This window comes from Methanoculleus sp. UBA303, from assembly GCA_002501655.1.
In the GTDB taxonomy this organism is placed as follows: Archaea; Halobacteriota; Methanomicrobia; order Methanomicrobiales; family Methanoculleaceae; genus Methanoculleus.
The window spans coordinates 109,332-127,839 of the sequence record DANY01000035.1; the positions used below are offsets into that span (position 1 = coordinate 109,332).

General features: G+C 59.9%; 16 protein-coding genes and 1 pseudogene. 14 read left to right on the forward strand and 3 right to left on the reverse strand.

What is annotated here, in order from left to right:
* The first annotated feature begins 439 nt into the window (after positions 1–439).
* The 13 genes and pseudogenes from BP846_RS08815 (at position 440) to BP846_RS08875 (ending at position 13,719) form a co-directional block, all read left to right on the forward strand.
* Positions 440–4,381 carry a DUF2341 domain-containing protein gene (locus BP846_RS08815; RefSeq protein ID WP_292394512.1) on the forward strand — a complete coding sequence of 1,314 codons (3,942 nt, stop codon included), beginning with the start codon at positions 440–442 and terminating at the stop codon, positions 4,379–4,381.
* Positions 4,347–5,201 (forward strand): hypothetical protein, encoded by an 855-nt coding sequence (locus BP846_RS08820; protein WP_292394513.1) that lies wholly within the window; start codon positions 4,347–4,349, stop codon positions 5,199–5,201. Before BP846_RS08815 ends, BP846_RS08820 begins: the two co-directional genes overlap by 35 nt.
* A 5-nt stretch (positions 5,202–5,206) precedes the next feature.
* Entirely contained in the window at positions 5,207–5,674 is a 468-nt protein-coding gene (locus BP846_RS08825) for a hypothetical protein (protein WP_292394515.1), read from the forward strand.
* A 114-nt stretch (positions 5,675–5,788) separates the two neighbouring features.
* Entirely contained in the window at positions 5,789–6,571 is a 783-nt protein-coding gene (locus BP846_RS08830) for a hypothetical protein (protein WP_292394517.1), read from the forward strand.
* Positions 6,572–6,580: 9 nt separating this feature from the next.
* Complete coding sequence (locus tag BP846_RS08835; protein ID WP_292394519.1) at positions 6,581–7,003, forward strand: PEGA domain-containing protein; 423 nt, start codon at positions 6,581–6,583, stop codon at positions 7,001–7,003.
* Positions 7,004–7,499: 496 nt separating this feature from the next.
* Positions 7,500–8,726: an adenosylhomocysteinase gene (locus BP846_RS08840; protein ID WP_292394521.1), complete on the forward strand. Its 1,227-nt coding sequence runs from the start codon at positions 7,500–7,502 to the stop codon at positions 8,724–8,726.
* Between the two features lie 225 nt (positions 8,727–8,951).
* The gene (locus tag BP846_RS08845; protein ID WP_292394522.1) at positions 8,952–9,137 is read left to right on the forward strand and encodes a hypothetical protein; all 186 of its coding nucleotides are present in this window, start codon (positions 8,952–8,954) and stop codon (positions 9,135–9,137) included.
* Positions 9,138–9,383: 246 nt separating this feature from the next.
* Positions 9,384–9,662, forward strand: coding sequence for a hypothetical protein (locus BP846_RS08850; protein WP_292394524.1), 279 nt, complete (start codon positions 9,384–9,386; stop codon positions 9,660–9,662).
* A 390-nt stretch (positions 9,663–10,052) separates the two neighbouring features.
* Entirely contained in the window at positions 10,053–10,880 is an 828-nt protein-coding gene (gene modA / locus BP846_RS08855) for a molybdate ABC transporter substrate-binding protein (protein ID WP_292394526.1), read from the forward strand.
* Positions 10,849–11,691 (forward strand): ABC transporter permease, encoded by an 843-nt coding sequence (locus BP846_RS08860; RefSeq protein WP_292394528.1) that lies wholly within the window; start codon positions 10,849–10,851, stop codon positions 11,689–11,691. The genes modA and BP846_RS08860 overlap by 32 nt, the downstream gene beginning before the upstream one ends.
* Positions 11,691–12,404, forward strand: a complete 714-nt coding sequence (locus BP846_RS08865; RefSeq protein WP_292394530.1) for an ABC transporter ATP-binding protein — start codon at positions 11,691–11,693, stop codon at positions 12,402–12,404. Before BP846_RS08860 ends, BP846_RS08865 begins: the two co-directional genes overlap by 1 nt.
* Positions 12,405–12,596: 192 nt before the next feature.
* Positions 12,597–13,095 (forward strand): annotated as a pseudogene (locus BP846_RS08870) (RNA-guided endonuclease TnpB family protein); the annotation flags it as partial.
* Between the two features lie 114 nt (positions 13,096–13,209).
* On the forward strand, positions 13,210–13,719 hold the full coding sequence (locus BP846_RS08875) for an RNA-guided endonuclease TnpB family protein (RefSeq protein WP_292394532.1): 510 nt from the start codon (positions 13,210–13,212) through the stop codon (positions 13,717–13,719).
* A gap of 83 nt (positions 13,720–13,802) precedes the next feature.
* On the opposite strand, the gene BP846_RS08880 is transcribed toward BP846_RS08875, so the two are convergent.
* The 3 genes from BP846_RS08880 to BP846_RS08890 all read right to left on the reverse strand — a co-directional run bounded on the left by BP846_RS08880 (position 13,803) and on the right by BP846_RS08890 (position 17,979).
* Positions 13,803–14,660 carry a DNA-3-methyladenine glycosylase family protein gene (locus BP846_RS08880; protein ID WP_292394534.1) on the reverse strand — a complete coding sequence of 286 codons (858 nt, stop codon included), beginning with the start codon at positions 14,658–14,660 and terminating at the stop codon, positions 13,803–13,805.
* Positions 14,661–14,693: 33 nt separating this feature from the next.
* Entirely contained in the window at positions 14,694–15,608 is a 915-nt protein-coding gene (gene nifB, locus BP846_RS08885) for a nitrogenase cofactor biosynthesis protein NifB (protein ID WP_292394536.1), read from the reverse strand.
* Between the two features lie 379 nt (positions 15,609–15,987).
* Positions 15,988–17,979, reverse strand: coding sequence for a methyltransferase domain-containing protein (locus BP846_RS08890; RefSeq protein ID WP_292394537.1), 1,992 nt, complete (start codon positions 17,977–17,979; stop codon positions 15,988–15,990).
* A 328-nt stretch (positions 17,980–18,307) separates the two neighbouring features.
* On the opposite strand from BP846_RS08890, the gene BP846_RS08895 reads away from it, so the two are divergent.
* Positions 18,308–18,484, forward strand: a complete 177-nt coding sequence (locus BP846_RS08895) for a CxxC-x17-CxxC domain-containing protein (RefSeq protein ID WP_292394540.1) — start codon at positions 18,308–18,310, stop codon at positions 18,482–18,484.
* Positions 18,485–18,508 lie beyond the last annotated feature (24 nt).

Consider the following 18,508-nt stretch of genomic DNA (forward strand, 5'->3'; position numbering starts at 1 on the left):
AACATCCCAACAGCCCGTAGGCAAAATGCGTTAACTCTCTTCGTACTTAGGAGTTTGCCCGTTCTGCCTCCGGCAAGATGGGTGATGGTCAATGAGTATGGAACGTTTGGAGAGAGCTTTTTCGCTTCTCATAGCGGTGCTGATGGTCACTACGGCATTCATTCCTGCCGTGAGTGCTACAGAGCCGCATCGAGCCGCATCGAGCGTGAACACTGCCACGGACTTGTTCTCCGGCACGACAACGTCCGCCTCAGACACGTCTGGAGCGTCACTTGGCACGGCGTCATATGGCAATGGTAATACCAGGACAGAGAAGGATCTATTGTTGTCTTCCGGGGATAGCCGGTCTCAACCCCCATCCTGGACAAATACTCCCGCAGATATCGAACAGACCCGGGGGCCTGGGTCGGGTGTCTCGCCGGCATCTGGCACCAAGCACGTGGTCACCGGTTCCGGCAAGACCAAGATCAAGATCTATGATCGTGAGTCCAGAACTATTCGGATCAAGGATGACAGCAGATCTGCCGCTACCGGCGGCGATGATGAACTCGAGATCCGGCTGGTGAACGCCACCCCGGATCTTGGTACTTTTACTGAGTTTTTTGAGATCACCGCCCACCGGACGATCGCCCTCGACGGATCGGAGGACTTCCTGGCCACGTGGGCGCTCTGTAACGGGAACGAGAATGCCACTCAGGTCGAGTGGTTCGTCTGGGAGGAGCGATCGCATAGTATCGAGATTCCCATCATCGAGTACCGGGAAGTTACCCTTGAGAATGTTACTCCTGAAGACACTACCCTCGAAGGAGTTACCCTTGACGGCGCAACCCCCATAGACATTACCCTCGAGAGTGTTAATCCCGAGAGCACAACCCCTGTAAGTGTTATCCTTGAGACCGTCTCCCCTGAAGACGTTACCCTGGAAAGTGTTATCCAGGAGGACGTAATCCCCGAAGAAAATTTCACTCAAGAGGATGGTAACCCGGAGGACGCCGCTTTCGAAACCTTCATCGTCAGGGAGCCCTATATCGCCGGTACCGAGACGGTAGAGCAGTCCTGGCCGGAGTGGGTGCCGTTTGTTCCCGATGGGCAGACGCTCAACGCCGGGGAGACCCGGCTCTTCAAGGTCGTCTACACCAAGCCCGCCGAACTCGGGCAGGTCGATATCAACACCGCCCCGGTCTTCCGGGGCGTCGCGTGCCCGGAGATGACCTGGTGGAGCACTACCTGGGCATACCGGGTTCCGGTAACCGTCACCAACCCGCCCTCGATCGACGGGTATCCCCACCGCGAGGTCGTCTCGTACCTGCCCGGGATGCAGAGGGACTTTGACGACGTCCGGTTCGTTACCGACGGCGGTGTCGTCCTTGACTACTGGAAAGAGGGTTACACGACCGGAAATTCAGCTGTTATCTGGGTCAACCTCCCCACGGGTACGACTTCGATCTGGATGTACTACGGGAATGCGGCCGCCACCGACATCGGCAGCCGGGATAATGCCTACATTCTCTACGATGATTTTAACGGCTTCAACAGAGCCCTTTGGACACGCAGCCAATCTGACTCCCTCTACGTTCAGGGCGGCTGGATCAGGGATGAACAGTCTCGTGAACTGTCTCGCAGGCCGGGTGTGCTGGTCTCCAACAACCCTGTGATCATCGAAGGTGAGTCGGTGATCGTGGAGATGCGTATCTTTGTAATTAATGTGTCCAGATACACTGCATGTGGGTATTTCCCCCAGTTCATCGAGAACTCTCATAACGGCCTGCTCTGGTACCCTGGCAACCAGCGGCAGGTCGTCAAAGGAGGTGTTACGTCATGGCAGCCAGGACTATATCGCGGCCTCGTGCCGGGAGCCATCTACCTCAATACCTGGATCATCACGCCCTCCAGCCAGACACACACTGTCGGCGGGAGCGTCTCATACAGCGACGTCTTCCAGGGGACCACCGGGATCTCCTATCATCGGATGTGGCTTTTCGGGGGTGACAATTCTGTGGCCGGCCGAAGCATGAGGATGGACTGGATCCGGGTGCGGAAGTACGTTGAGACCGAACCGGCGCTCACCTACGGCACGCCGCAGACATGCCCTATTGTCACGATTACCTCTCCCGGCGACGATACGGTGGGGGCCGGCGGCAACGTCACCGTGGCCGGGACCATCTCCAGTAGCGCCGTATCCAGCCTCACGCTCACTCACAACACCGCATCGTCGATCGTTCCGGTGCAGGACGGGATCTTCTCGGCGGAGGTGACCCTTGCGGATGCGAATACAATCACAATCAATGGCACCGATTCGTTCGGGAACACCTTTTCGGTGACGCTCCTCCTCGACGGGGACATGCTGCCGGGCACCTACGAGCAGGCGATCGGGTTTGACCCCCTCGATGCCGACTCCGACTGCTCGTCGCCCGAGGACTTGGCCGGGGACCAATCCGGGAACGGAGTCATCGACAGTTACGAGGTCTTCGCCGGCGATCTCCCGGTCTTTGCGAAGTACCGAATCGGCGCCGACCCGTTCGCGGTGGATACCGACGGCGACGGCCTGACTGATTCATTCGAGCTGTTGAAGCTCGGGACGTTCCCGGAGGAAGATGATCCGATCCAGGTAATAATTCACTCAACGGAGGGCGACTACTCCGTCGCTGTTGCTGTCGGGACGGACGACGACCCGGACGGGGACGGCCTCTCGAACCTTGACGAGCAGAACAACGGGACCGATCCGCTCTCGGCCGATAGCGACGACGACGGCCTCTCCGATGCCGACGAGGTTTTGATATGGACCACTGACCCCTGCGACGCCGATTCCGACGATGACGGCCTGACCGATGGTGCCGAGGTGGCCCTCGGGACCGACCCTAACAACCCGGACGGCGTCGAGGACTACTGGAGCAGCGATCGGTTCCTCGACGAGACCCTGAACCTGACGGTCTTCGGCCGCGGGTATGCCATCGCCAACGTCAGCGTCGCCGCGGTGAACTACACGCACCTGATCAGCGATGAAGTTCTCGTCAGCAAAGTCTGCAACATCGGGTTCGGCGACGATATCGAGTCCGGAACGATTGAGATCGCCTATGACCCGACTCACGTCGAGAACGCCTCCCGGCTCGCGATCTACCGCTTCGACGAGGACCTCGGGACGTTCGTCAACGTATCCTCGACCGTCGATGCCGCGAACGGCGTGGTCTCCTGCGCGGCGGCGGGCTCGGCGAAGTATGCCGTGCTGGATTCAGCGCGGTGGGATGCGCTGTTTGCGGGGGAGGTGGTAGTTGAGGCTTTAGGGGATGACTATCCCTACAGCGCGCGACTGTGTGTTCGGGATTCTCAGACCGGCGAGGGTGTCGGAGATGCCAAGGTTACCTTCTTCAGTGTGGAATCCGGCGGACAGGATCTGGTGACCAATACCACACTGACGGGCGATACGAAGGGCTTAACGCTTACGTGCGCCCTGTACCCTACAGGTGGAGCCCATCCGTATCTGGTTGAAAAAAACGGGTATGACGACCATTATGGCATGATCTGCTTTGAAGGCGACTCTACCTCTGTTACCACGATCTCGGAGATCAACTCGGTCAACGCACCCACCGGCTCCCTGACGGTGACGTCGACCCCCAGTGCGGGGGTTGTCTACTATATCGACAACATCTACTACGGTGGTTCCGGGGTTTCGAATGTGAAACTGCTTGAGGGTGAGCATACCCTCGTATTGACAACACCGAGTACATACTATGGGACGGCAATTGAGAAGGTCTGGATTACCCGCAACCAGCATACTCTGAAGCACATAAATTTGCCCCCCACGTCCGGTTGCGGCAATGTCCGTGTGATCTGTTCGGAGCCCGGCGCCGCGGTCTCCATCGACGGCTTTGGCGTCGGCGTCATCCCGGCGTCCCGGGTACTCACGAGGGCCGATGTCCCCTCCGGCGCCCGCAACGTTACCGTCACGAAAGAGGGCTTCGCCCCCTACTCGGAAGATGTCACCATCGTCTCGGGCCAGACCAGCACCGTGAACGCGGTGCTGGTGCCGGAGGATCTGGACGAGGACGGTCTGCCGGACATCAAAGAGACGGGCGGGTATCGCGACGGGTATGGCAGGTGGCATTATTCCGACCCGAACGCGGTTGACACCGATGGGGACGGGCTCTCGGACGGCTACGAGTCAGGTTTCTCCTTCACAGTGGGCGGCAAGACCTACCACAAATCGCGGAGCGACCCGACCAAGGTGGACACCGACGACGACGAGTTAGACGATTACATGGAGGATTACTTGAGGACGGACCCCAACGACCCCGATACCGACCACGATCTCATCAGAGATGGAGGACGACGACGATCCTCTTGTCCCTATGTACTTCCAGTATGCAACGGATCGGATTCGTGACGAGATTGCGCTCCGACTTGGTGCTGTCATCGGGGAGGCCGGCCTGAAGGGTGAAGTCTCTAACGAATTGATTGGCGGAGACGTTTTTGCGTCCACGCCGGCGTACGCTACCGGCTGGATCATCTCAGGCCTCGCAGGGATTGGAGACGTCCGTGATTTCCTGTATGCCGTATCGCAAGCCGATACCCTTGGTGCCACACTCACCGGCCTGGGTATTGTTCCGTACTTTGGCGATTGCGAAAAGGCTGCTGCCGATATCGCAAAATGGATCGGAAAGTATCCAGAAGGCATACGGCCTCTGGCGAAGTTATTGGTCGAACAGCGAATCATTGAGTTTTTCAGCGAGAGTGACCGGCTGAAGATCATCGACGACTTCTTCCCCGTGCGGGCGGACGGCATGAAGGCCGGGACCTATCTGATCACGGAATATGACCTCGATGTGGACGACCTCGTGAAGATGATGGGCTGCGGCACCGATCTCTCCAAAGTCCTTCGTGGTGTCAAGCGCGCGGATGGAAACATGGCGTGGCTGGATGAAGGAGATGACGCTGAGGGTTGGATCAAAATCGTGAAAAAACATATTACCGGTGAATTGCCGGGTGATCCGGGTACGTTGTTCCCGAGTTCGATGACCGAAACTGACGTGAAAAACCTTATATTCGAAACATTCGAAAATCCAATAACGTCTGAATTAAGTAAAGGAAACATCCTGTATTATCATGAGATGGTTCCACCAAACGGTCAGTATATCAGGGTTGTAACAAATCCCGACGGGAGGATCCTATCGGCATACATGGTCAAAAAACTGCCAACGGTGTGATTCCTATGGAGACCGAAAAAATTGATTTTTGGATCAAGCAGGGACGTTTCCACCTCTCATATGGAGAAGTATCTCTCACGTGGAATAAAAGTGGAAGCGATAGGATCATGGATTTTTGTGACTATCTGATGGAGGCAATCCACGATGACTGCATTCCGCTCCTCCTTCGCGGAGAAACCTGCAGGATCATGCTCCTTGACGATCCGCATGTCCTGTTTTTTGTCCCCAAAGGGGATATGGTCACTATCATCCTCGAGTCCGAAGTTACGGAATGGTTTGAGCCCAGGAACGAGTTTACGGCCCCCATGGAAGAATGGTTCAGGGCGGTACAGCAGGTAACTCTCGACCTGATTCAGGAGATGCAGGATTTTCCGGGGAAATACTATAAACTCGTGCCGGTTTCATCAATCATCGAGAAATATCATACCACCGAGAAAGTGCTTCGGGAAGCGGGATACCTGAAGGAGGGATAGAAATTTTACATCTGTCCGGCATGACCCGGATCGAGCGGACAGCAGAAAGGAGTATGGGAACGGTTCAATTCCCTCCCTGTAAACGAATAACAAACCTCCAAGGATAGGCATCGCATGAAACCGAATGCACCAGAGCGCCGAACTCCATCCGGCGCCAGCAAAAAAACAGGAAATCACGGGGATCACTGGGGATGCGTCACGCAGTCCACGGACGAGATCATCCGGTCGGTGGAATGGGCGCTGAAAGAGGCGAAAAACCCCGACATCCGAGAATGGAATGGTCGGGAGGTCGCCGCGTACGTCCCGGAGTCCCGTTCTCTCACGACGTGCGCCATAACCCTCGACCGATCGGTCTCTACCGGCTATCCGATGGCCGTGGACGGTGTTGTCCATGAAATGACGGTGGATCGCATCGAAGCATGGTCAAACGGGCTTGAAGGGCAGGTGATCGGCTCGGTCGGCGACGCTGCCCTGGCGTTCTTCGACACCCGATATTACCGGAACCTTGGTCGTTACCGGGAGGGAGGCAGACATCTCTTCGCCCTCGCCGCCTTTGCCTACGTGCTGCATAAGGCCGAACCCCGCACGATCACGGACGCTGAAGGGAAGGAGCATTCGACCCGAAACATGGCTGCATATCGCCCGTTTCCACAGGGGGATGTCGATGACTTCGTGTATCAGTCGCCGGTAAAGAGTGTCGAAACTGTTTCGTTCTGTGGAAAGACTGTCTACCGCCTCACGGTTCCGTTCTTCCGGCTGCCGGACGAGAGCGGCGGGTACCGTGACGTCGATATCACGCTGTATGCCGCCGAGCACGTGACCGGCGGCTATGCTCCTCGTGTGGGCGACGATGTCATGGGGATTCTCTGGCTGCAGGGCTCCCTTGCTCCCGGGTAATGTGCAGTTTTGAGGGGCGGCGCAGAGGTCTCCCCTCGACAACACCTCCCGGGGCACCACCCCGGCGGCCTCCGGGCAGCTGACCCTCCCAGGTACCCCGTCGGCGCGCACCGCCTCGACGTCCTGAAGGACGGCTACGGGCCGTATACCACGACGGTGACGGTTGTCAAGGATCAGACCGCGCCGGTGACCGCGACCCTGAGCAACGACGACCTGGATGGAGACGGCCTGCCGGACGGCTTCGAGAACGGGTATCGCGACGGGTTCGGCAACTGGCACATCCTCGACCCGGATACGGTCGACACAGACGACGACGGCATGTTAGACGGAAAGGACGACCAATCCCTCGTCTCCGCCGACCCTGCCAGCGACCTTGTACTCGAACGGCTTCGCCCGGAGGTCGCGCTCCGGCCTGGTGGGATCTTCAGGTAGTGCCGTATACAGCGACGTCCGCGATCTCCTCTACGTGATTTCCCAGGCCGATACCGTCGGGACGGCGATCAACGGCAGAGGACTGCTTCCCTATCTCGGAGACTGCAGCAAAACTGCTGCGGATATCGCGAAGCATCCCGACAAAGCATCCCGACAATCTCCTCAAGATTGGGAGGTTCCTGGTCGATCAGCGCGTCGTTTTGCTCCCGCCCGACGAAGGCCGGTTCGACCGCGACGGTTGGATCGACAGGAGCCTGAGCGCTGGTATAAGCACAGCGATGCAGGCCCCACGCGAAGGCCGCGAAGAGAACTGCCGGCATCTACCCCGGTTCCGCAGTCTCGTGTCCCGGCAGCCTGATAACGTATCGGATCCCGGTTCTCACGAACTGTTGACCCTTTGGTCTGTCACACTCCCCTCACGTTTAAGTAATCACGGAGGCTACTTTTACAGACAAACCGGAAGGATATCCGGGCAGGAAACCGGTCTGGTGGTTTTATGGAGTCAGGAGATCTTAAAATTGCGTGGGCGCGGCAGTACATGCCGGTCCTCTCGTCCATTCGGAAGCGGTTCGTCGAGGAGAAGCCTTTTGCCGGCATGACTATCGGCATGGCCCTGCACGTCGAGGCAAAGACTGCGGTGCTGGTCGAGACTCTGGCGGCAGGCGGTGCAGAGGTGTACATCACGGGGTGCAACCCCCTCTCGACCCAGGACGACGTCTCGGCGGCGCTCAATACCCGTGAGAGGATTCACTCGTATGCCCGACGGGGAGCCGGTGTCGAGGAATATTATGGGGCCATCGACCGGGTGCTCGACGCCAGGCCTGCAATCACCATCGACGACGGCATGGACCTGATCTTCCGCATCCACACCGAGCGACAGGAGGTGCTGGACTCGGTCATCGGCGGGTGCGAGGAGACCACGACCGGCATTCACCGGCTCCGCGCTATGGCCCGGGACGGAGCGCTCAAATTCCCGGTCCTCGCCGTCAATGATACTCCGATGAAGCACTTCTTCGACAACGTCCACGGCACCGGGGAGAGTTCGCTTGCATCGATCATGATAACGACAAACGTCCTCATCGCCGGCAAACGGTTCGTTGTCGCAGGCTACGGCTATTGCGGCCGGGGGCTGGCACAGAAGGCCCGGAGCCTCGGCGCCCGCGTCATCGTGACCGAGGTCGACCCCCGCCGGGCGCTGCAGGCGCACATGGACGGGTTTGACGTCATGACGATGGATCAGGCGGCACCCCTCGGCGACATCTTCGTCACCACCACGGGGAACACAAGCATCATCACCGAGCGGCATTTCCCGAACCTGCAGGACGGAGCGATCCTTGCCAACGCCGGCCACTTCAACGTGGAGATCGACGTCGAATGGCTCGCATCACACGCGGGCTCCATTGTCCACCGGGACGGCATCGACACCTACATGCTCGATGGGAAGGCCATCCATGTCCTCGCCGAAGGAAGGCTTGTCAACCTCGCAACGCCGAAAGGTATGGGCCACCCGATCGAGGTGATGGACCTGAGTTTCGCCGTCCAGGCGCTCTCTGCCGAGTTCATCGCAAAGCACGGCCCCGATCTCGCGCCCGGCGTGCACGACGTCCCGTCCGTCATCGATGAGGGGGTGGCACGGTTGAAACTCGCCTCGCTCGGCCTCTCGATCGATCGCTTGACACCCGAGCAGGAAACATATATGAGCAGCTGGACGATCGGGACGTAAAGCGGCCCCTCCTTTTTTTATCGTTGCGGGAGCCCCGGCACAAGACCCGGGGTAGATTGGGTGGATGGTCCCGGGCCCACTACGTTGTCAGGTCTGGTGGGCGTCTTCATCGCCATTCATTCGCACCATAAACCCGTGACCGCACCCGCAGCACCGGTACTGTGCGTACAGGCCCCGGCCCGGGGCAATGACATCCCCGAGAAGTTCTCCCGGGGATCCGCACAGTTGGCATACCACTCTCCGGTCATTGAACCGGCGGCCGCACCTGAGGCACTGATGGACGTCATGCGCCCCCGGGCCGGCAGCGACGATGTCTTCGGTGTGGTGCCGGCACCCGCAGAAGGGACAGGGGGTAGATGCGTCCTCCCCGGCGTCATCCGGCGGGTGCGCTGTCTTCCGGATCCTATCTAACGCGCGCACGCACCAATCCCCCTGTCTTCGGTGAGGTTGCTCCTCTTCGGGATGGTGCTATCCCGTGCCTTTCGCGCCTGTCGAACGCTTTCCGGCAGGCACAGGCCGACTGGCCTGCTCTGTCTCATACACCTCTATGAGGGCCCCAGCTGCTTAATGATACCTATGGGTATCCATTGGTATCTCCCTGGAAAAATAATAACCGTGCAATATAATTGTTCTGCCGGGATATCTGAATAAGGAAAGATGGAGTCTCCCGATAACGTCTCAAGCAAGCAGGTGGGTGTGCGGCTGCCGGGCCACCTCTACCGGTGGCTTAAGGAGAAGGTTGACTGCGGTGAGTACTCGAATATGGCCCAGTCCGTCATCGGGGAACTGACAAAGGCCAGAACGCTCGAGGAGGTACGGCGCCGGGAGACCCCATTTTATGGTCACTGCGAGGACGAACCCCTCGCCCGGATGGTGAATGAGCGCATCGAGGGCGTCCGTCGCGAGCTCCTGGATGAAGTGAAGCGGCGGGCCTGATCCGGGCTCATCGCCGCCCGACCTGTGCGCACCCGTGACGTGGGTGGGGCAGAAGCATCGTCGCCGATAACTATTCCAGCGGATGCTCAGGAGCTGGAGCGATCCCGGGTACGACGGCCTACCTCTTTCGTTCGGAGGGTTCCAGGACAGCTTTGCGGGCTGCCCCACACGCCGGGTTCGGTGGAGGAAAGGTGTTTTCCAGGCCTCTTTGTTCTCGTTTTCACTCGGGCACCGATCTCCGGCTGGCAGGTTCATCCTCCTGATCCTGCCCGACAACACCACGCCCTTTTAATACTTCCTGCGAGGGTAGGCGTATTTTGCTTAACCTGTGCGCAAAGTACACCAAATTAAATACGCGGAGCTGTAATCCCTTATGAGAATGGTGTTGTTATGAAAACGTCAACTCCGGCAACTCTCGTTGCCGTAAGTCTTCTGATCATTGCCGGTCTCCTGGTTGCGGGATGCACGACCACCCAGCCGGCCCCTGGAGAGACAACCCTGACCGTCTTTACGGCAGCGTCGCTCACGGGAGCCTTCACGGATATCGGCAAAGCCTACGAGGCACAGAACGCAAACGTCAAGGTCGACTTCGTCTTCGACGGTTCGCAGACCCTCCGCACTCAGGTCGAGCAGGGAGCGAACCCGGATATCTTCGTCTCCGCGAGCACAAAGCACATGAAAGCGCTCCAGGGCGGCGGGTTCATGGACAATGGCACCGTGACCCCGTTCCTCGGGAACAGCCTGGCCCTGATCGTTCCGGTCGATAACCCGGCAAAGATCACCGGCCTCGCCGACCTGGCAAAACCGGGCGCGAAACTCGTCATCGGCACCAAGGATGTCCCCTTCGGCGACTATACCCGGCAGATGCTCGACAAGCTGGCCGCTGATCCTGCATACGGCGAGACGTACAAGACCGCCTTCATGGCCAACGTCATCTCCGAGGAGACGGCGGTGAACTCCGTGGTGCCTAAACTTATGCTCGGCGAGGCGGATGCGGCGATCGTCTACAAATCGGATGTCTCAAAGGACGACCGGGATAAACTGACGCGGATCGATGTCCCGTCCGAGTACAACGTCGTGGCCACATACCCGCTCGGCATCCTTGCGGAATCAGCGCACAAGGCTGAGGCGGAGTCGTTCATAGCATTCGTCCGGGGTCCGGACGGCAGCGCCATCCTGACTGATTATGGATTTGACCCGATTCCGGCAGGAAAGTAGGGTACTCGGGCACGGCGGCCGGACGCTGTTTGGGAGGGCGGCACTCACCCTCCTCGTTGCCGCCCTTCTCTCGCTCTTCCTTCTCTTCGTCACGATACCGGTAGCCTCGCTCTTCATGCGCATATCGCCGGAGGCGTTCTTCAGTTCGCTCGCCGAACCGGTGGTCCTCGATGCGCTCTCCCTCTCTCTCATCACTGCGACGGTGAGCACGGTGCTCGTCGTCCTCTTCGGGACGCCGCTTGCCCTGGTGAACGCCCGGCATGACTACCGCGGCAGGGAGATAGTCGACACCCTCACCGACCTTCCTATCGTCCTGCCGCCGGCGGTGGCGGGCATCGCGCTGCTGATGGCTTTCGGCCGCCGGGGCGTGATCGGACAGTACCTCGACGTCTTCGGCGTCCATATCGCCTTCACCACCCTCGCGGTGGTCCTCGCCCAGGTCTTTGTGGCCTCGCCGTTCTACATCAGGCAGGCGAAGGCGAGTTTTGAGGCGGTCGACCGACTCTACGAGGATGCGGCACGGACCCTCGGAGCATCCCCCTGGACCGTCGCCCTCCGGATCACCATCCCGCTTGCGTGGGGCGGGCTCGTCTCCGGGGCGATACTCTCGTTTGCCCGGGCACTCGGGGAGTTCGGCGCTACGATCATGTTCGCCGGAAACTTCCAGGGCCGGACCCAGACGATGCCGCTTGCGATCTATACGACGATGCAGGGCGACCTTGACGCCGCGATCAGCCTCGCAATCATCCTCGTCGTGATATCCTTTGCGGTGATCGCTGCGGTGAAGTTCGTCACCCGGAGGAACGTCTGATGCTTTCCATCCATGCCGTCCGGCGATTGCGGGATTTCGTCCTCGACGTCACATTCTCGGTTGGAGAGGGTGAGACGCTCGTCCTTATCGGGGAGAACGGGTCGGGCAAATCCACGGTGCTGAACCTGATCTCCGGCATCCTCACGCCCGACCGTGGGGAGATCACCCTTGGAGGCAGGCTGATCTTCTCGGACGAGAAGCGGATCAATATCCCTGCCGAGAGCCGGAACATCGGCCATCTCTTCCAGTCTTACGCCCTCTTCCCGCACATGACCGTCTCCGAGAACGTGGCGTTCGGCCTCTGGTGCCGGAAGATCCCAAAATCAGAGATAGCCGGGTCTGTGGCGGAGCAGCTCGCGGCGATGCACCTCTCCGGCCTCGCGGGCGTCAACGTCGGCAGGCTCTCTGGAGGCCAGCGGCAGCGGGTGGCCCTTGCCCGGGCGCTGGTGCTCGATCCGGAACTTCTCCTCCTCGACGAACCGCTCGCCGCCGTCGATATGCGGGCCCAGGGGGCGATGCGGAAGGAACTCCGCGAGCATATCCGGAATGCCGGCATTCCCTGCATCGTCGTTACTCACACCCTTCGCGACGCCCTTGAACTCGGGGACCGCCTCTGTCTCATCGAGGAGGGGAGAGTGGCTGCCGTGGGAACGCCGGAGGAGGTACTCGGGATGCAGGAGAACGGGTTTATAGCGAGTTTTGCCGGGAGGTGAACGTTTGTGAAGGAAGGCACTCCCGGCGGGAGCGCCTCCTTTCTACCGGTGCGGGGTCGAAGGGGCAGAGCGAGAGGGCTCCCTCCGCAAGGGGGGAGGTGAATCACGGCGCCCCTTCTTCAGGATCGCACACTTTCACCCTGCACGGCTTTTCTTTATGTCAGAGGAGGTTCCACCGAGTAGTATCGTATGATGCGAGGGTACCGGTTGTATCCGTCGAAGGATCAGGGAGTCCTGATCAGCAAGCACCTTGGGTGTTGCCGGTTCGTGTACAACTGGGGGTTGAACCTCAAGAACGAGGCTTACCAGAACGACGGGGTGAGTCTCTCCGCGTACGATCTCCACAAACGTCTCCCGGCTCTCAAGGTGGAGCATCCCAGGCTCAAGGAGGTCAACGCCCAGCCCCTGCAGCAGTCGATCACCCACCTTGCTCGTGCGTTCACGAACTTCTTCGAAGGTCGTGCGGAGAAACCGGTCTTCAAGAAGAAGCACAGCCCGGAGCAGTCGTTCACGGTACCGCAGTCGTACACCGTAGACTTCGAGCGAGGTACCATGAAACTCCCCAAGATCGGGGCGGTCAAGACGGTCTTCCACCGCAGGTTTGCAGGGAAGACGAAGTCCGCGACGGTCACTCGAACCTCGGCTGGCCGGTACTTCATCAGCATTCTGGTCGAGGACGGCCGGAAGCCCCCGCAGGTAGCCGTTCCGATCCCGGAGCAGACGGTCGGGATCGACCTGGGGCTCACGCATTATCTCTTCTCGACTGGTTCGCGAAAACCAAGCGTTAGCGGTGGAAACCCTGAACGTGGACAGCATGGTGAAGAATCACGGTCTGGCACAAGCGATCAGCGACGCCGGGTGGGGAACGTTCGTTTCGATGCTGGCATACAAGTGTCAGGAAGCAGGGAAACCCCTGCTCCGGATCGGGATGTTTGAGCCCTCCTCGAAGACCTGTTCGGTCTGCGGTTACCGGAAGACCGACCTGACGCTCAAGGACCGGGAATGGACCTGCCCGACCTGCGGGACGCGCCACGACCGGGACCAGAACGCCGCAATCAACATCAAACAGTTTGCACTCGCAGGTACGGAACGTGCCGTCGAGCCTGTGGACTCGCTCCCGCTGGGGAGGGGGATGAAGCAGGAAGCCCCATCCGGAAGGGTGGGGTTGTTCACAACACGACGATGCCCCCGCACCGGGAGTGCGGCGCTGACGGGGCCTGTGGGCCTCCCGGGAAACAGAGCGCAATTGGCATCGCCTCCCCCAGCGGCTCTGGAGAGGCATGGTCTGTTGCCCGTGCGGGGCTCGGAACCCTGATCCTCGTTGGTATCGGGATACTCACCCTGCTGGCGGTAGCCTGGCTCATCCTGCAGCGGGTCCGCAACCGGAAGGAGTGAGCCTCACTGCGGGCGGCGTGCCGGACCACGCGCGCAGTAGAGGTACTCCTGCGCGTACCCGGCATACTGCCCGAAGTAATCCCTGGCAAACCGCCGGATCCGCTCATACTGCGCAGGAGTGCAGTTCTTCCCGGTGAGATCGGGCAGATAAGTCTCTGCCACGATCCGGTGTATCCAGACATCGACCGGGAACGCCTCGAAGAACCCGAATGCAAAGAGCAGCACGCAGTCCGCCGCCTTCGGCCCGACCCCCCGAAACTGCATCAGCGCCTGCCGCGCCTCCTCAAAGGGAAGGGCGGCGACCCGCTCCGCCCAGTCGGGGTGCTCGCTTGCGAATGCGGCGGCTTCACGGACATAATCTGCCCGATAGCCGAGTTTGCAGTCCCGGAGGTCCGCGCAGCAGGCAGCCGCGAGTGCTTCCGGCTCCGGGAACGCATACGCCGTGCCGAACGGCCCATTTATCGCTTTACCGTAACGCTCCGCCATGAGCGTGACCCGCCGCTTCACCGCCGGGATGTTCGTATTCGTAGCGCATATGTACGAGGCCAGGCACTCCCACGGCTGTTGCCTGACGAGACGGAGACCCCGGCACTCCCGGATGGCGGCGCCGATAGCCGGGTCACGGTCGATGGACGTGAGGATGGCGGGAAGGTCCTGGTCGAGCTGGAAGTAGTTGCAGACGAACTCCGCGTCCGCCCCGGCAAACGTGAGACGGTTTGCATCCTGCCGTATCCGGATAGCCCGGTCGTCGACGACGCCCTGCCACCACCCCTCCAACTTCTCCCAGCGGAAGGCCTGCCCACAGGAGAGCGTCCCATCGAGGTCAAACGACTGGTCGTGCCGGAGCGTGATCGTCGTCATGGCCGGTGGCACCGGCAGAGAGAAAAGAGTTGATTACTCTGCCTTCTCATTCTTCATCTGCTGGTAGACGCAGGACTGAACATCCTGGCCTAACTTCCCGATCGCGTCCGCCCGGCATCGTGCGCAGTGGCGCATCTGCTTGATGTACGGGGCGCACCGGTCCTGCATCTCCCGCTTATCCTTCTGGGTGGGGGGGGTCACCCCGGCGAACTTATACTGCGGGATGAGCGGGATGACGTTGAAGGTGAATGCTCCCATCTCACCGACCTTCTTTGCAATCTCGGGGATATGCTCGTCGTTGATCCCCGGGATATAGACGGTGTTCACCTTGACGAACATCTTCTTTGCAACCGCCATCTCGATCCCGCGGAGCTGCTGGGAGAGAAGAAGTTCCGCCGCCTCGCGCCCGTGATACTTCTTCCCGTTGTACTCGACCCTGGAGTAGATCTTCTCCCCGATCGCAGGGTCGATGGCGTTGAGCGTGACCGTGACGTTCCCGACGTCGTACTCTGCAAGTCTCTCGATCGATTCCGGGAGCATGAGGCCGTTCGTGCTGAGGCACATGATCAGGTGCGGGAACTCCTCATGGACCAGCCTGAGCGCCTCAAACGTCTCGGGGTTTGCGAGCGGCTCGCCAGGCCCTGCTATGCCGATCACCTTCACATACGGGTACTCCTTGATGACGTTCCTGACAAGAGCGAGCGCCTCCTCCGGCGGGAGGACCCTGCTCGTCACACCCGGCCTGCTCTCGTTCACGCAGTCAAAGTCCCGCACGCAGTAGTTGCACTGGATGTTGCACTTCGGGGCGACGGGGAGGTGACACCGTCCAAAGGCGTGGCACGCTTTATCGGAGTAGCAGGGGTGCTCGCTGATCTTGCGTAGCTGCTCCGGATCGTAGGGGACCTCTCTACCCTGGACCGTCGCGGTTCGATACGATTCATCGGCCATAATTTATGATCTATGCGCCAGAGGATATTATATACTGATGGTTACCGGCGGGCTGGCGGCATCTGTATCCCATGGTTTGATCGGTCGGTTCTGTGTGCCGCTCCTCGTTGGGATCGCCAGGATGAAGGGGTTCGCCGTATAGAGGATAAAGGGCCCGGTGGCGTGGAGCCGTTCGTCGCAGGGGAGGAGGATAATTGCCGCTGCTCTTCGCGTGCGGTCTCACCCTACACGTCCCCTGCGAGTGCTTTGGCCTCCCGGGTGTACATCGCAAAGGCAACGTCCCTCTCCAGTGACATCACCTGCGGGAGATAGTAATCTCCTGGGAATACGTGCATTCGCCAGAGCAGGACCGCTCCTGCTCCACTGAAAAGGTGATGGGTCAGGCCGTCTGCCGGGTGAAGTCGGCCGGGAGAGACTCCTTTCCGGCCTCGCGCGCACCTGTCTCCTGTTCCATACCGAACCGCTCTTCCGCCGCCTTCAGGATCCGCCCGAGCATCTCGGGGTATGAGAGGCCCGCATATCTCGCCATCTTCGCAAGGTGGCCGTCCCAGCACCATCCGGGGTTCGGGTTGACCTCAAGGAGCTTCGGGTTCCCGTGCTCGTCCAGGCGCCAGTCGAACCGGCAGTAGTCGCGGCACTCCAGGCGCTCAAAGAGGGCGAGGCAGCACCGCACGACCACCTTCTCGGTCTCCTCGGGGAGATCTGCCGGCCGTGATACGATCTTCCAGTACGGCGAGTCCGGGAGCCACTTCGCCTCATAGCCGCAGAGCCGGGGGAGTTCAGGAGGCAGTGCGGAGTAGTCCTCCTCAATGATGGGGAGCACCGTGCAGTATCCCGACGGGTTCCCGATGATGCCGACACTGATATCTTTCCCGGGAAGAAACTCCTCGACAAGGAGCGAGCGATCGTATCCGAGCGTCGTCCGCAGGGAACTGATGACGTTGGAGAGTTCTTCGATGGTGTGGGCGATGCTCTTTGCCGTGATGCCGTACGAGGAGTCACCAGTGTTCGGCTTGACGATTGCCGGGAGCTTCATCCCGACGTCATAGGTGCGGTCGCCGGGGGTGATGAAGCAGGCGTCCGGCACCGGGATCCCCATCTCCTTCGCGGCGCCGCGCACGAGCGACTTGTCGTAGCAGAACGCAAGCGATTGCGGCGCGGAACCCGTGTATGGTATATCGAGTATATCCATTAGCGCCGGCACATGGAGTTCTTTTCTCGGATCGTTATTGAACCCCTCGTCGCAGAGGTTGAAGATGTAGTCCACCTTCCCCTTCAGTTTTGTGAGGTCCTGGATCATCGTATCATGCTTGCACAGGAAGGTGAACCGGTAACCCGGGAGTTCCCGGAGTGCCGCCTTCATCTGGTCTATGGTGTAGAAGTCGTCATCGTCGAAGACGCAGGAGGGCTTCAGGGCGTCGGCCTTGGCCGGATCGCCGAGCATCACCGCGACGTGTTTTGCCCTCTCCTGCCCTCTCACCTTTGCCGTCGACCACTCCTTCTTGAGGACCGCGGTGACGATGTGGCGGCGTTCCATCATGCCGAGGTCCTGATTCCGCTGTGACTCCGTGGTGATATCGTGGAAGGTGATGCCGGAGAAACCTGCCCGTTCCAGGAGCTGCCGGAGCGCCTCGGGAGTATAGAGGCGTTCGGCGTAGAACTGGTCGGCCACGACGCCCTTATCGACGTCGGTGATCACCTCCCGGGATATCAGGCGCTGCGAATCAAGCGAGAGGGACCGTTCCCGGCAGACGAACATCGCATTGTCGATCCACTCCCATGACCTCGCCTGAAAGTGTTCTTTCAGGTACTCGCCGTCGGCCACATCCAGGAGCACCCGCCCCCAGGGTTTGAGAATGCGCCGGAGTTCCATGAGGATCTGCAGGTCTTCCTCGACTGAGTCAAAGTAGCCGAAGCTGTTCCCGAGGACGAGGACGGCATCGTAGGTGTCGGTACGATACGGCAGCCGGCGCGCGTCTCCCTCCCGGAACCTGACTTGAAGCCCCTCCTTCTTCGCGGTCGACCGGGCCCGCTGGATCAGGTAGTGTGACTGGTCAAGGCCTTCAGCATCATAGCCTCTGCGCACGAGTTCGAGGGTGTGTCTACCCTGGCCGCAGCAGAGGTCGAGGATCTTCTCGTCGGCCTGGAGGTGCAGGACCTGAGCAATCCGGTCGATCTCTCTTTCGGTGATCTGCTGGTCGTCGACGACATCGCCGTCGGTCTTCAGGTAAAGACGATTGAAAATGCCCCGCCACCAGTCGGATTTTACATGCTCTTCGAGGTTCGGGACCGGACCGATCGTCCGCCTGTCCCGGTGTTTTCCTTTGCGTCTGCTATCAGGGGGTTCGTCTGTGTGGATCTCGTCGGTCATGCTGAGCCGCTCCCCCTAGTCCCAACTCCGGTGGAGAACCGGTGTTTTGTCGGATTGCAAAAGAGATTGGTTATCGTGTGCCATAGTTGGATGATCATTCGGTAGGATGGTATCGATAAAAGCGTTGTGTCACAGTTCTTTCTGTCGAAGTAAACGGTCGCATTACCGGGGATTTTCTCCCCGGGGGAACCTTGCCACGCACCGGGATGGTGGAAACGGGTGAGCAGGGTATACCCGGGCAGCGGAACCTGCCCGGGTCCCGTGAAGCGCATCTATATATGCGGGCAGGTAATTGTATATATGCAGACTATCTGCATGGTTGAAACACATGGAAGAGAGATACCCAAGCAGGGGTCCCCGTTCGTTCCAGGACCGCCCCCGCGAGTTCCATAAGGCAGTCTGTTCCGACTGCGGCAAAGCGTGCGAAGTTCCTTTCAAGCCGACTGAGGGCAGGCCTGTCTACTGCCGTGACTGCCTCCCAAAGTATAGAAAACCCCGATTCTAACCCCCTTTTTTGTGCGTATGTAAT

Bases quoted from the DNA above. Each gene is read 5' to 3' on its own strand.
- BP846_RS08840 (WP_292394521.1), top strand. From the start codon at position 7,500: ATGGAGTCAGGAGATCTTAAAATTGCGTGGGCGCGGCAGTACATGCCG.
- BP846_RS08850 (WP_292394524.1), top strand. From the start codon at position 9,384: ATGGAGTCTCCCGATAACGTCTCAAGCAAGCAGGTGGGTGTGCGGCTG.
- BP846_RS08880 (WP_292394534.1), bottom strand. From the start codon at position 14,660: ATGACGACGATCACGCTCCGGCACGACCAGTCGTTTGACCTCGATGGG.
- BP846_RS08895 (WP_292394540.1), top strand. From the start codon at position 18,308: ATGGAAGAGAGATACCCAAGCAGGGGTCCCCGTTCGTTCCAGGACCGC.
- BP846_RS08865 (WP_292394530.1), top strand. From the start codon at position 11,691: ATGCTTTCCATCCATGCCGTCCGGCGATTGCGGGATTTCGTCCTCGAC.
- BP846_RS08890 (WP_292394537.1), bottom strand. From the start codon at position 17,979: ATGACCGACGAGATCCACACAGACGAACCCCCTGATAGCAGACGCAAA.
- modA (WP_292394526.1), top strand. From the start codon at position 10,053: ATGAAAACGTCAACTCCGGCAACTCTCGTTGCCGTAAGTCTTCTGATC.
- nifB (WP_292394536.1), bottom strand. From the start codon at position 15,608: ATGGCCGATGAATCGTATCGAACCGCGACGGTCCAGGGTAGAGAGGTC.
- BP846_RS08860 (WP_292394528.1), top strand. From the start codon at position 10,849: ATGGATTTGACCCGATTCCGGCAGGAAAGTAGGGTACTCGGGCACGGC.
- BP846_RS08830 (WP_292394517.1), top strand. From the start codon at position 5,789: ATGAAACCGAATGCACCAGAGCGCCGAACTCCATCCGGCGCCAGCAAA.
- BP846_RS08825 (WP_292394515.1), top strand. From the start codon at position 5,207: ATGGAGACCGAAAAAATTGATTTTTGGATCAAGCAGGGACGTTTCCAC.
- BP846_RS08820 (WP_292394513.1), top strand. From the start codon at position 4,347: ATGTACTTCCAGTATGCAACGGATCGGATTCGTGACGAGATTGCGCTC.